Origin of the sequence: Rhodococcus sp. IEGM1428 (assembly GCF_050321865.1) — a bacterium.
GTDB lineage: Bacteria > Actinomycetota > Actinomycetes > Mycobacteriales > Mycobacteriaceae > Rhodococcoides.
Genome location: NZ_JBNQFW010000006.1, coordinates 66,885 through 80,326, shown reverse-complemented (window position 1 = coordinate 80,326; position 13,442 = coordinate 66,885). Strand labels below are relative to the sequence as shown.

The 13,442-nt window shown below is 61.7% G+C and carries 10 protein-coding genes; 2 read left to right on the top strand and 8 right to left on the bottom strand.

What is annotated here, in order from left to right:
- Nucleotides 1–40 precede the first annotated feature (40 nt).
- Nucleotides 41–1,384, bottom strand: a complete 1,344-nt coding sequence (locus ACQR3T_RS23765) for an MFS transporter (RefSeq protein WP_428695046.1) — start codon at nucleotides 1,382–1,384, stop codon at nucleotides 41–43.
- Nucleotides 1,385–1,654: 270 nt separating this feature from the next.
- Here ACQR3T_RS23765 and ACQR3T_RS23760 point away from each other — a divergent pair, with 270 nt between their 5' ends.
- On the top strand, nucleotides 1,655–2,734 hold the full coding sequence (locus ACQR3T_RS23760) for a Rieske 2Fe-2S domain-containing protein (protein ID WP_428695045.1): 1,080 nt from the start codon (nucleotides 1,655–1,657) through the stop codon (nucleotides 2,732–2,734).
- Nucleotides 2,731–3,732, top strand: coding sequence for a PDR/VanB family oxidoreductase (locus tag ACQR3T_RS23755; RefSeq protein WP_428695044.1), 1,002 nt, complete (start codon nucleotides 2,731–2,733; stop codon nucleotides 3,730–3,732). Before ACQR3T_RS23760 ends, ACQR3T_RS23755 begins: the two co-directional genes overlap by 4 nt.
- A gap of 50 nt (nucleotides 3,733–3,782) precedes the next feature.
- On the opposite strand, the gene ACQR3T_RS23750 is transcribed toward ACQR3T_RS23755, so the two are convergent.
- From ACQR3T_RS23750 to ACQR3T_RS23720, 7 genes are all read right to left on the bottom strand, one after another.
- Nucleotides 3,783–4,703 (bottom strand): MarR family winged helix-turn-helix transcriptional regulator, encoded by a 921-nt coding sequence (locus ACQR3T_RS23750; protein WP_428695043.1) that lies wholly within the window; start codon nucleotides 4,701–4,703, stop codon nucleotides 3,783–3,785.
- Nucleotides 4,704–4,970: 267 nt separating this feature from the next.
- Complete coding sequence (locus ACQR3T_RS23745) at nucleotides 4,971–6,377, bottom strand: FAD-binding oxidoreductase (RefSeq protein ID WP_428695042.1); 1,407 nt, start codon at nucleotides 6,375–6,377, stop codon at nucleotides 4,971–4,973.
- Between the two features lie 129 nt (nucleotides 6,378–6,506).
- Nucleotides 6,507–7,286 carry an SDR family NAD(P)-dependent oxidoreductase gene (locus ACQR3T_RS23740; protein WP_428695041.1) on the bottom strand — a complete coding sequence of 260 codons (780 nt, stop codon included), beginning with the start codon at nucleotides 7,284–7,286 and terminating at the stop codon, nucleotides 6,507–6,509.
- Nucleotides 7,283–7,882: a hypothetical protein gene (locus ACQR3T_RS23735; protein ID WP_428695040.1), complete on the bottom strand. Its 600-nt coding sequence runs from the start codon at nucleotides 7,880–7,882 to the stop codon at nucleotides 7,283–7,285. The genes ACQR3T_RS23740 and ACQR3T_RS23735 overlap by 4 nt, the downstream gene beginning before the upstream one ends.
- Nucleotides 7,883–7,937: 55 nt before the next feature.
- Nucleotides 7,938–8,798, bottom strand: a complete 861-nt coding sequence (locus ACQR3T_RS23730) for an SDR family NAD(P)-dependent oxidoreductase (RefSeq protein WP_428695039.1) — start codon at nucleotides 8,796–8,798, stop codon at nucleotides 7,938–7,940.
- A gap of 763 nt (nucleotides 8,799–9,561) precedes the next feature.
- Entirely contained in the window at nucleotides 9,562–10,335 is a 774-nt protein-coding gene (locus tag ACQR3T_RS23725) for an SDR family NAD(P)-dependent oxidoreductase (protein ID WP_428695038.1), read from the bottom strand.
- A 144-nt stretch (nucleotides 10,336–10,479) separates the two neighbouring features.
- A complete protein-coding gene (locus ACQR3T_RS23720; protein ID WP_428695037.1) occupies nucleotides 10,480–13,365 on the bottom strand; it encodes an aminotransferase in 2,886 nt (961 codons plus the stop codon).
- Between the last annotated feature and the right edge of the window lie 77 nt (nucleotides 13,366–13,442).

Genomic DNA, 13,442 nt, shown 5'->3' with positions numbered 1-13,442 from the left:
CTGGGTTCTGGTCGGATGGCAGTTGCCGTGGATGGGCGAGTCAGCGTGCACTCTCGCTCCGAACTGGGGTGATGTCAGATGTATCGTCGAGGCCGTCGTGGCCGGATTCGTCGAGGAAGAGCAGTGCCACGAAGCTGATCGATCCCAGACCCGCCATGTAGGCAGCGATCGGTGTGGAGCTGCCGTACGCGGCGTAGAGCGCGGTGGCGATCAGTGGTGCAAGTGCACCTCCGAAGATGGAACCGACCTGGTACGCCAGGGAGGCACCGCTGTACCGGACGGCGGTGGGGAACAGTGCGGCCACCAGCGTTGCCTGTGGGCCCGCCATTCCGGCGATCCCCGCGGTGCCCACAGCGAAGGCCAAAAGTATCAGTTCGGGTCGGGCGGTATCGACGAGGAGGAAGAAGGGCCACGCCCAGACCGTGACAAGAGCTGCGCCGGCGAGGAATACCGGTTTCCGGCCTATACGGTCGGCGAGAATCGCGGCCCCGGCAATGGTGGAGATCCACACGATGCTGCCGCCGATGATCAACCACAGCATGGTGTTTCGTGGGATCTCGAGCACCTGTACCCCGTAGGAGAGCATGTACACCAGTACGAGGTACCCCAGAGCGGGAGCGGCGATCGAGGCGGCACAGGCCAAGACGAGCGACCGCCGATGCGTCCGAACGATCTCCAGCAAGGGGCTCGTGGTGGTTGTGCGAGTTTCCTGAGCCGCGACGAAAGCCGGACTCTCGTCGATCTTCAACCGCAGGATCAATCCGACCACGATGAGTACCGCGCTGATCAAGAACGGGATTCGCCATCCCCACGCAGCGAACGCCTCGGGAGCCACCGCAGCACTGACCAGTAGAAAAACCAGGTTCGCCGCAACGATGCCTGCAGGCAGGCCCATCTGAGGGAACGCACCGTAGAGGGCGCGTTTCTTCTTGGGCGCGTACTCGACGGCCATGAGTACGGCACCGCCCCATTCACCGCCGACGCCGAGCCCCTGGACGAATCGCAGGACCACCAGCAGAATCGGTGCCGCGATTCCGATGGACGCGTAATTGGGGAGCAGGCCGATGCAGACCGTTGCCAGACCCATCATCATCATCGAGATCACCAGCATCGACTTGCGTCCGACGGTATCGCCGAAGTGGCCCATGACGATTCCGCCGATCGGGCGGGCCACGAAGCCGACCGCAAACGTGGCGAATGCGGCCAAAGTGCCGGTCAATGGATCGGCGGTCGGGAAGAATTGCGGCGCGAAGACCAGTGCCGCGGCGCTACCGTATATGAAGTAGTCGTACCACTCGATCGTCGTTCCTACGAAGCTCGCCGCGGCGACACGACGGCGTTGAGAGCTTGTGGGTGGGGTAGCTGTGGTTCTGGATACAGACACGGGCGGTTCCTTGTCACGTATTTGGTTACGCAAAATAGTACGTATACGGATAATAACCGTATGCTGGTCAAGTGTGGCTGTCAATACATACATGCAGGGCAGGCTGCGGGGTCTAGGTGTGCCGCCTCCGGGCTGGCGAGCGGTTCATTCCGGCATGCAACTGCGCATTGACCCAACATCTAGCGCGCTGTAACGTCAGTCACAGATATTGATCCGCATACGGACTACAAGTCCGATCTGGGTTGAACGCACAAGGAAGAGAGATCACAGATGTCGCTTGCTTCACAGGGCTCCGACTTCGTCGACATTGCGGCCAGCGACTGGCCGATGGACGCCTGGTACGTCGCAGCGTGGGACCACGAGGTGGGTAGAGCACTGCGCCCGGTCAATGTCGCGGGAAAGCCGGTCGTGGTCTACCGAACGACCACCGGCGACCCGGTTGCGCTAGCCGATGCGTGTTGGCATCGACTGGTCCCACTGTCGATGGGCACATTGTGCGGCAACGAGGTTCAGTGCGGCTACCACGGCATCAAGTACGACCAGGACGGCAAGTGCACGTTCATGCCTGCCCAGGAAACCATCAACCCCAGTGCGTCCGTGCAGTCGTACCCGGTGGTGGAACGTCACCGATTCGTGTGGGTGTGGCCGGGAAATCCCGCGCTGGCCGACCCCGATCTGATTCCCGACCTACATACCAACGACGACCCGAACTGGGCCGGCGACGGAAAGATGATCGCAGTCGATGCGGGCTATCAACTTGTGCTCGACAATCTGATGGATCTCACGCACGAAGAGTTCATCCACACCTCGAGCATCGGCAACGAACACCTGAGCGTCGCACCGTTCGACACCGAGCATTCGGGAGACAGAGTGACGGTGACCCGTTGGATGCGGAACATCGAAGCACCACCGCTGTGGCAGTACATGCTCAACATCAAATTTCCCGACTATCACGGTCCGGTGGATCGCTGGCAGATCATCAACTACCTGGCACCGTCGACGATTGCACTCGATGTCGGTGTGGCTATCGCAGGAACCGGTGCGCCCGAGGGGGATCGAAGTCAGGGCGTCAACACCTTCGTGCTGCACACCATGACGCCGACGAGCGCCAAGACTTGTATGTACCACTGGGCCATCAACCGCAATTTCGCTTTGGACAAGCAGCGAGTGACCAACGAGTTGAAGGAGGGGGTATCGCGAATCTTCTTCGAAGACGAGACCATGCTGAACGCGCAGCAAGCCGCGATCGACGCAAACCCTGGCTACGACTTCTACAACCTCAACATCGATGCAGGCGGCAAATGGGTTCGCCGCACGATCGAAAAGATGATCGGTCGGGAAAGCCGATGAGTGCCACCTCTCAGCGGCGCTGGTCTACGGCCACCGTTTCCGATGTCAGCGACGCCGCCGACTCGATTCGGCGGATCGCATTACGCTTTCCCGATCCCGTCGCAGGCCAGATCGAAGGCAGTCACCTCGATGTCGACGTAAGGATAGGTGAACAGACCGAAGTGAGGTCGTATTCGGTTGCGGCGCGAGGCACAGACCCGCACACGCTGATTCTCGGTGTGCATCTCTCGCCGCATTCCCGAGGCGGATCGACGTACATGCATTCGCTGAAGTCGGGCTCGAGAATTCGATCCACGCAGCCGTTGGCGAGCTTCCCGTTCAGCCGTAGCCCCGGACACGTCAGATTCTTGGCGGGCGGCATCGGTGTGACCGCGCTGATGTCCATGGGCGAGGCCGTGAAGAGTCGAAAGATGCTGGACAGCAACGGCTACGGATTCACCTACGTAGGGCGGCATCGCAAGGCTATGGCATTCGTCGACGAGTTGCAGGAGCTACACGGTGACTTCCTCACCGTTCACACGAGCGAAGAGGACGGGCGACTCGATGTGGCGAGTTACATCGACGACTGCCCCCCGTCGACTGTTCTGTACGTGTGCGGGCCGGTGGGCATGCTCGATGCGGTACGCAGTCAATGGTCGGCGGCAGGACGGCCACCCGGCGCGCTCCGCTACGAGACCTTCGGGACTGCAGGTCGGCACCTCACGGGAGAGTTCGTCGTGCGCGTCCCCAAGCAGGGTCTCGCCGTGACCGTGAAGAGCAACGAGTCGATGCTAGAGGCATTGGAAGCTGCCGGAGCGGAGATGATGTTCGACTGCAGACGAGGTGAGTGCGGGCTGTGTCAGGTCGACATCTGTTCGGTCGAGGGGATCGTGGATCACCGAGATGTGTTCTTCAGCAACCGACAGCAGCAGTCGAACGCTCGATTGTGTACGTGCGTTACGCGGATCGCGTCGGCAGATGACGGAACTGTCGCCGCTGTGACCCTCGACCTGCCGTGATCGACGCAACCGAGTGATGCGATCGGCCGCCGAGATGAAACTTCGGGGTGTCAGGCCGTCGTCACGAGACCATCGGATGCGCAGTCCACGTTCACCACACGCTGCATCAGGGTCATGAAGACCGATGCGTCTTTGTCGCTCAAGGGTGACAGCAAACGCTGCTGAACGTCCCGAACGGATGTGGTGAGGTGTCTGATGGCAGTGGTGGCAGGCAACGTCAACTCTACGATCATTCGCCTGCCGTCGACATCGTCTTTTCGTCGGGTCAACCAGCCGCGCGCTTCGAGGCGTGTGACGATATCTGCAACGCTGGACGAGTCGAGAGAGGCTCGATTGCCAATTTGTGACTGATCGACGCGCTCCGCTACGGCGGCCACCGCCAATACAGCGTATTGCGGGCTGGTCAAATCGCCGGCGAAGACCGATGTCCACAGCGCTGCATGAACCTGCTGAGCGCGCCTGATCAGGTAGCCCGGCGTTGTGTCGAGTTCGAGCATCGGCCCGGCTGTGAATCGGGCTGTGCCGATCGACTTTTCGTCCTCGAAGGCAAACGCGACCGCGTGCAGCAGAGTGACGAGCTTATGTGCGTCGTCGGATGTCAACGGTCGTAACAAACTGCGCTGCACCCGTTCGGCGGCAGAGGAAATCGACGGGAGCTCGCGGCGGGCGTAGTCGGTCAGCAACAGAATGCGCCGCCGGGCATCGAGGGGGCTGGTGGCCCTCGTGACCCATCCCTTCGACTCGAGCCGTTTGACCACGCCACCGACAGTGGATTTGTCCAGCGAGGCCAATTCCCCTGCCTTCTTCTGATCGAGATTTTCCCACCCTGCGATTGCCACCAAGGTCGCATACTGCGGCCCGGTCAAGACGTCGCCGACCTCTTTGCTCCACAAATCCGTGTGAATCTGTTGCGCTCTCCGAAGGAGATGACCTGGTGCATCGTCGAATCGGACGACGGAAGTAGCGTCCATGTGCACCTCCTCCCCGTCGACGCCGTGACTGTGTGAAATCAGCCGATCGTGCCCAACGACTCAGCTACCCACAAACATACCGTGTTGTATTCGGCCGCTGAACACATGCAATGACTGGGGGATCCGGCACCGGAGTCTTCAGCGTGCAGGCCATGACACCATCGCGGTGCAGATACACCGATGCCCGAGCGTCGAATCTACATCGACGCCCGGGCATGGTCGGTAGTGCGGCCGATCGAGCACGAGATCCAGAGGTCGGTCGAACGCCTAAGTGGCCAAGTCGGCTCTGCGCAAGTTGGCATTGAACCTGAAGACGTTGTCGGGATCCCACTTTTCCTTGAGCGACACCAGACGATCCCAGGTCGACCCGTAAGCTGCAGCGTCACCACCAGTTTCGTCGCCACCCGCGTAATTGACGTAGATGCCGCCGTTCAGGAACGGCTCGACGGAAGAATACGCTTGACGTACCCAGCCGATGGTCTCGTCGTCGCGCGACGCGTCGTCCCACATCGCAATGATGTTGATCGGGTATTTGGCCTTTCGATGCGAGAATGCAGTCTCGTCCTCGGCCACTCTCTCGACTGCGCCACCCAAACGTAGGATCTCGATCTGCGACAACGAATTCGGAACGCATGCCGACGAGTCCAAGAGCGCATCGATCGCGGCATCGTTGAGGTCGTTGATGAACCCCGCCTTGCAATAGGTTCGGTATCCGTAGCCGAAGATATCGTCGTATTGTTGCTGCACCAACACATAGGGCAAGACATCGCGGTAGAGCACTGCGAGGTTCTCGAGCTTATCCGTCAATTGCGCCAACCGCTGTTCTCCTTCTTCAGGGTCACCCGCCCACAACATGGGCATGATGAGAACCGGCTTGTCGACCAGTTCTCTGGGTACCCAGGCGAACTCGGGCCGGTCGGGAACGTTGCGCAGGAACGAAATCCACGACAACTCGTCGGGACCGTCCTCCATTTCGGCGCTCCACAGCTCCAGTGCCGGCCGCGCATGCTCGAGTTCGATGACTGCGATTGCCACGGCCACGCTGGGCCCGAAGTCATGGCATTTGAAATGGAACTCGGTGACGATTCCGAAGTTCCCGCTCCCACCGCGCAGAGCCCAGAACAGGTCAGCGTGGTGGTCGGTATCCGCGCGAACGACGGAGCCGTCGGCCAGGACCACCTCGGCGGACAACAGACTGTCGATCGACAGCCCGAACTTGCGCATGATGTGCCCGAAACCCCCGCCGAGGACCAGACCGCCCATTCCGGTGTGAGAGACCACCCCGGCGGGTACGACGAGACCGTGCGGTGCAGTCGCCTCGTCCAAGCGCCCGAGCAGGGCGCCGCCTTGACCACGTGCTTCCTTCTTTACCGGATCTACGGCGACCTTCTGGAGATCGACCAGGTCGATGACGATTCCCTCGCTACCGCACATGCTGTGGCCGGGCGCGCTGTGGCCACCGCACTTCACTGCGATCGGGAGATCGTTGGCACGCGCGAACTTTACCGCTCGAGCAACCCCTTCGGTGCTCTTGGGTTGCAGGATGAGCAGAGGGTGACGGTCGAACATGGCGTTCCAGATGACGCGCGCCGCGTCGAATTCTGTTGAGCCGGGGCGTAGAACGGTGATGTCCGAGCCCTCGAGAAGGCTCTCGTCCAGCGTTGTAGAGGTCATGTTGCTCCTGTTTCGAAGTGCTGTATGCAGCCGGAGTGGTGTCGTGGGTAGGTCGATGCCGACAGGACAACGGTGTGCCGAGGAGGGTGCCCCGTCGTCGGTCACGGACCGTAACCGGTGTGCGGGGTGTCAGCTCATCTTGATCGGACTGTCAGCGCTGACTCCACCGTCGATGGTGATGACGCTGCCGGTCATGAACAGTGCCTCGTCGCTGAGCAGGTAAGCCACCAGCGACCCCACTTCCTGTGTGGTGCCCATCCGACCCACTGGGCTTGCGCTGTGCAGCACGGACTGCGCCGAGGCCCCACCACCCATGGCCTCGATCAGTGGACCTTGCATGGCGGTGTCGATCACTCCCGGTGCAATGGCGTTCACCCTGATATTCTGCGAAGCACCCTGCACGCCTGCACTTTTCGTCAAGCCGACGACGCCGTGCTTGGTGGCCACATAGGGGGCGATGTCTGGGCTACCTCGGAGACCTGCCAGCGACGCCGTCAGTACGATCGAGCCGCCGCGTCCGGACATAACCCGGAAGCTGTTCTTCAATCCGAGGAATGCACCCCGCAAGTTGATGCGCACTGTGTCGTCGAACTGTTCGACCGTGGTCGATTCGAACGTGCCGAACGGTCCTGATATACCCGCATTGAGGTGTACGAGATCGACAGCACCGCAGCGTTCGACGGCCGCATCGAATGCGGCGGCCATCTCGTCTTCGCTGCCGACGTCGGCGGCAAGTACCACCGTGTCCCCAGGGAGGGCGTCTGCTATCGACTGCGCCGCGGCTTGGTTTCGGTCGACCAGGACCACGGTCGCGCCTTCTTGTGACAGGCGCAGCGCGCTGCCGGCTCCGATACCGCTGCCGGCACCTGTGACGAGTGCAATTTTTCCGCTGATTCCCGAAAATGTCATTTTGCGTAGTCCGGAACGAACTTGGCGAACGCCGGAATGAACGGATCGAGTGCCGCGCGAGCTTGCGCGGCCGTGATCACCTCGGCCGGGTCCAGTTTGGTTACCGTCCGGTTGTCCCAGTCGATGTACACGTTCTCGCCTTCGAGCAGGCCGTCGGCGTTGTACGGCCACAGCTGCATTGCCTGAACACTGATCACATAGATGGCGTCGTGATCGTCGGCGGTTTCACCCATCGCGGCCAGCATGGAGCCCGGTACGAGCTGGTGCAGAAGCATGTCTCCGGATAGTCCCCAGTCGGCAACCGAGAGCCGTTCGTGTTCGGAGAACATCACATTCGAGCCGGCGATCGCATTCTGCTCGTAGAAGCCCATGACTGCTTCTCGACCGGTCAGTATCGACGCGTATGGACCGCCGCGGAAATGGTAGACCGGTTCCTGCACCGTCATGGAGGAGTCGAAGATGTACTGCCAGTAACCGGCCACCTCGCAGCTGGCGTGCAGAAGGTAGTTCTCGAGAATAGCTCGGTGTCTCGGGTTTTCGGTCGTGTTCAGCAGCTCCGTCGATGCAGATCGGCAGCTGAGTGGGTCGAGTTTCATGGTGTTCTCCTGGATTGGTTCGGACATCGTTGGGATGGGTTCGGAAATAGTTCGGTCAAGCAAACGCGGCGATGGTGCCGGTCTCGATAGCGGAGACCCCACCGTCTGCAGTGATGACGGATCCTGTGATCGCCGTAGAGCGGGGGCCGGCCAGAAAAGCGATGACCTCGGCGATCTCTCTCGTAGCCGCCGGACGGCGCAGCGGAGTGAACCGAGTCGCCGATACATAGGCAGCCTCCAGCGCATCTGCACCGTCGAGACCTCCGAGTTCGGTCATCACCGAGTCCGACATTGCCGTGCGAACGAATCCCGGACACACTGCATTCGTACGAACACCCCGAGGTCCGTAGTCACCGGCGAGAGAGCGTGTCAGGCCGATGATCGCGTGCTTCGTCGTCGTGTAGGCAACAGCGTTGGGTGCTGACAGCAGCCCGGCGAGCGACGAGACCAGCACGATCGATCCCCGCGACTCGATCAGAGCTGGAAGGCATTGGCGCGCAGCGACGAAGGCAGTATCGAGGTTGACACGACCTACTCGACCCCACAGCTCGTCGGTGGTATCCGTCGCAGAGCCGAAAGGACTTATTCCTGCACACGAGATGAGGATGTCCAATTGGCCGGTGGCCTCCCGTGCCGCTCGGATCGCAGCATCGACATCGTTGCTGTCGGAGGCGTCGCCAACGATAGCGACGCCTCTCACGGCAGCTGCGACCTCGGACAGGGGCTTCTCGTCTGGTCCGAGAACGACGACATACGCCCCATTTTCGGCCATCAGGCGTGCTGTACCTGCGCCGATCCCGCTTCCTCCGCCAGTGATGAGAACCGACTTTGCTGCGAATTCAGAGGAATTCCCAACGGGTGCGGGCAATGGACCGTCGGTGACATGGCTTTCGGCGACGGCGTCAAGAGGTGACATCGGCTAGATCCGATCAAATAGTACGTATACGGAGTGGTTTGGATCACTGTAGATGTCGATTGTTAAGGCGTCAAGGATGCAGCCGACGTGACGTCTCAATTGATATGCGTTATAGAGACTTAATGCCTCGGTACTGGACACGAGGAAATTGCACGGACAGTCACAGGCTTCCGCTGGACGATGCGTGTACAAACCATTAAAGTGTTCTCACCTACGGCTACTGCTGCCGGCTGAGCCCCCGGAACTCCGTTCGGAGTCGAATGAGATGCCGGTTGCTGTCAATCGACACAACGTGTCGCATCACTCGACTGCACTGACCGTGCCGCCCGCGGGGAGGCGAAGCGGGATATAGCACCACAGCAACGCCGGAATGTGGCGTCGTTGCCACATCACCGATCGGCAATGGGCACGTCGTGTCACTGCGAGCCTATAATCCAACCCGGAACATCAACGACCACAGTCACACTCTCTGTGACCGCGCCCAGGGCACTTCGACAGGTCGAGAGGCCGATCCAGGCATCGAGGATGGCGTCTCGCCGTGTCGAGAGATCGGCCTCCAACCGGTGATGACGGCGAGTCGGCGTCGGATGCAGTGCAGGAGCTGATCGCTGAACGCGCGAAGTCGGTTGAGGGGGTCGTTGCGGGCGGTGCTGTCGTGGTGGAAGTCCCGTATCCGGCGAACATCGACATCTATCGACCGGCTGTCCCGAACGATCGGGCCTCACCCGAAGACCTGATTCGGCTTTCTCATACGGGAGTCAGTTCATTCGGCGGTTCCGAATCCGCGCTCCTCGGCGACCGAATTGCCGCCGTCGACGACGATGACCTGTCCCGTTATGTAGGACGCTGCCTGTGAGGCAAGGAAGGCAACGAGAGCCGCCACCTCGTCCGGTCGACCGGATCGACCCAGTGGGGTAGCAGCTCCCATGGTGTTTTCGTGTTCTGTCGCGGAACTCGTCGCGATCCAACCCGGAGCAACGACGTTCGCGGTGATGCCGCGATGACCGTTGTCGATGGCGATCGATCGTGTGAGTCCGACGAGGGCTGCCTTGGCTGCGTGGTAAGAGGCATCGCCGCGGTAGGCCATCACCGATCCGGAAATCGAACCCACGTTGACGATTCGCCCATATCCCTGTTGCGACATAGGGACGAGCGCCGCTCGTGAAACGAAAAAATTCGTGTCGAGGTTCCGCGAGATTGCCGCGTGCCATTGATCATCCGACGTCGACTCGGCAGGTGCCAACTCTTCGCTGCCGGTCGTTGCTGTCATACCCGCATTGTTGACTAGTACGTCGAGCCGCCCGAAGTTGTCGACGGCCGTTTGGACCAGACGATTCGCGACCATGGAATCGGTGAGGTCTCCGATGAACCCTACTGCGCGAGCGCCGATATCGGCCAGTTCGGCGACACGGTCGTTGATTCGCGACGACGTCGCTGCAATCACGAGCGAGTGTGTGGACGCGAGCGCGCGGGCACAGGCGAATCCGATTCCGGCTGGAGAGCCGGCACCCGTTATCACCGCTACTGGCTGATGCACGTCGTTCGATGTAGATGTAGAAGGAATCACTTTTGCCTCCAGAGTTCTGTGATCCTGCGCATGAACGCAGGGCTTTTCGAAGCGTGTTCGTATCGAGACGACTTGACGTGCGACCCGCAGATTCTGCTGTTGCCGCGGGGCGCGTCACCAGCCTGTTGTCAGAACTCTCTCCAACGAGTCGACGAAATAGTCGACCGAATTCTTCGAGACACACAGCGGTGGTTTGATTTTGAGTACGTTCTGGTGGTCGCCGGTGGGCTGCATGACAACTCCCAATTCGAGCAACCGGTTGCAGATGGCCTCGGTTTCCTCGGTGGCCGGCTCGAGGGTGGTGTGATCGCGAACGAACTCGAGTCCCAGATACAACCCGGATCCGTGCACGGTGCCGACGATGGGGTGTTCGGCGGCGAGCGCCTGTAGCCGAGACTTCAGGTGGCCACCGACCACGCGCGCGTTCTCCTGCAGGCCCCCGTGTTGGATGACGTCGAGCACGGCGAGACCGATCACCGACGACACCGGGGACCCGCCCGTGGACGAGAAGAAGTAACCACCGGTGCGGTAGCGGTCGGCGATCTTTCGGGTGGTGACGACGACGCCGACGGGTTGGCCGCTGCCGATGGATTTCGCGACGGCGACGACGTCGGGAATCGCCTGCTGTTGCTGAAAGCCCCAAAACCATTCGCCTAGTCGGCCGTAGCCAACCTGCACTTCGTCGGAGATCGCTATGCCGCCGTGCCTGCGGACTGCGGCGTACACCTGCTGGAGGTAGCCGTCAGGAAGTGCGACACCGCCGGCGTTGCCGTAGTAGGACTCGCAGATGAACCCGGCGGGGAGAGTTCCTGCTGCAGCCAGGTCGTCGATGAACTGCACGGCCTCGGGTGCGTACCTCGAGGCGTCGTCACCGCGGTGCTTACCCCGGTAGGAATTCGCGGCATCGACGGTGTGTACCCAGTCCGGCCGGGTGGCAAGGGCATTGGGATTGTCGGCAATGGATGTCGAGACGGCATCGCTGGCGAAGGTCCACCCATGGTAGGCCTCCTTCATGGCCACGATATCGGTACGTCCGGTCGCAGCCATCGCGATCCGGATGGCGAGATCAGTTGCCTCCGAACCGGAGTTGACGAAGAACACGGTGTCGAGCTCATCGGGAAGGGTTGCGGTGATGCGTTCTGCGAACTCGGTGATCGCGCGATAGTTGAAGCGCGAGTTGGTGTTCAGCAGGTGCATCTGCCGATTCGCCGCCGCGACCACCTCCGGGCGGGCATGGCCGACGGAGGCGACATTGTTGACCATGTCGAGATAGACCCGGCCGTCGACATCGGCCAGGTACTCACGCCACCCACGCTCGATACGGGGCGGCTCCGCGTAATAGTGCTCCTGGACCTCGGCGAGCAGTCGTTCGCGGCGCTCGAGGGTGTCGTCCTCTGGGGCGTCGACGGTAGGGGGCAGCCCGAGAACCGGAGCCGGGTCACCGGCGAGTACCGACCAACCCCGGGCGTACGACGGTTCGACGCGCAGTGGTATCGGCCCCGAGTTCGCTCGGGTGAGCTGGACATCGATCGGTGTGCGTGACGGCAGCACAATGGAATTCGTCGAGTTCGGCACTCCGACGAAGTGGACGGCGTCGTCACCGTACGTGACGGTGATGCTGTCGTCGGTGTGCGTGCTAGAGCAGTCTGCGGGGACGTCGAGCGTGGTGTCTTGGGCGAGCCAGATGGTCGAGGCCGTGGAGACCGTGGCCGGTTCTGTGGGAGTGCGGCTGGGTCCGCCGGTGAGCCGGGGAGACCACGCAGGTGCCACTGCGGCGGGAGCGCCGGCATCGAGCGCGGTGAGCGCGGCGGTGGTCAGGGTGTGTCGGTCGAGCCAGCGTCCTTCGTCGTTGACGCTCGATGTGGTGCCCGCGTCGATGATCACGGCGTCGGACACACCGGCGACCAGTGGTGCACCCTGCCATGTCGGTCGCGGCCGAGCAGTGAAACCCAGTGCTCGACGGATGGTTTCGGTCATCACGGCGCAGGGCACCGATGCGGCTTGGCGGAGGATGCGGAATTCACGATCCAGCGCGGCGTCAGCGTACGAATTTCCGGCGTCGAGGCGTACCTGCTGACGGCCGCTGAGTACCAAAACCACTCCGCGCAAGGTGACCAAGGGCCACAGTGCGTCGATCTCGTTCTCGCTCAGCGGACGTGCGGCATGGAAGGCACGGATGGCGGGCAGAGCATCGACCGGCGCGAAGCCGTCGTGATGCAGCAGCGAGGACAAGGTCACTGCAATTTCGTTGACCGCCCACGACGCACTGACGTCGCCGAAGTCGATGACGGCGTCGGGGAGCGAGCCCGGTGTCGTCGGCGCGAGAACGTTGTCGTCGGTGATGTCGAAGTGGCCGAGCTGAACGGGCAGGGCGGCCGACACCGACTGCAACTGGTGCATGGCCGAAGCAGTGACCTCGGTGACGAATCCGCTGACATCATGGTCCGGCTCGTCGGGCAACAGTGTTGCGATGACGCGATCGGCATGGCGCAGATCCCATTGCAGCACCCGGCCCGATGCGGGGTGGTCGACCTCGGACAGCGCGACGCTCACCTTGCCGGCGAGCTCGCCCATCCGTGCGGCCGTGGCGGGGGAGAGATAGTTCGAACCCATCAGCGTTGTGCCCGAGATGAATTCGATGACCCGGCCGTGGATGCGTCCCTGCGAAGAGGCCCACCATGCAGACATCGGTCCGCGTGGGCCGATGACCACCTTCGGGGTACGCAGCGTCGGCTCTCGCTGGGCGACGATGCTCGCGGCGAGGTCCTGCAACTCGATCTCGGACTCGCTGAACACGGGATTGCTGAGCTTGAGGACACCGACCGGAGCACCGCTGTCGAAGTCACGGACCACGAAGTTCTGATCCTGCTGGCTGCCGAGCTCGGTGAGAGTGCATGCCAATCCGAAGTTCTCGTGAATCAGTCGACGAACCTCGTCGGACTCGAGGGTCGGTGTGGGTAGCTCGGGCTGCGCGAAGAAGTCGAACACGGTGTCAGCCATGGGTTTCGATCCTTTTTGTTGTCGAACACGGTGGCGTCTCCGACGGACGCGTGGACTTCAGGTACCCAAGGGGGCAC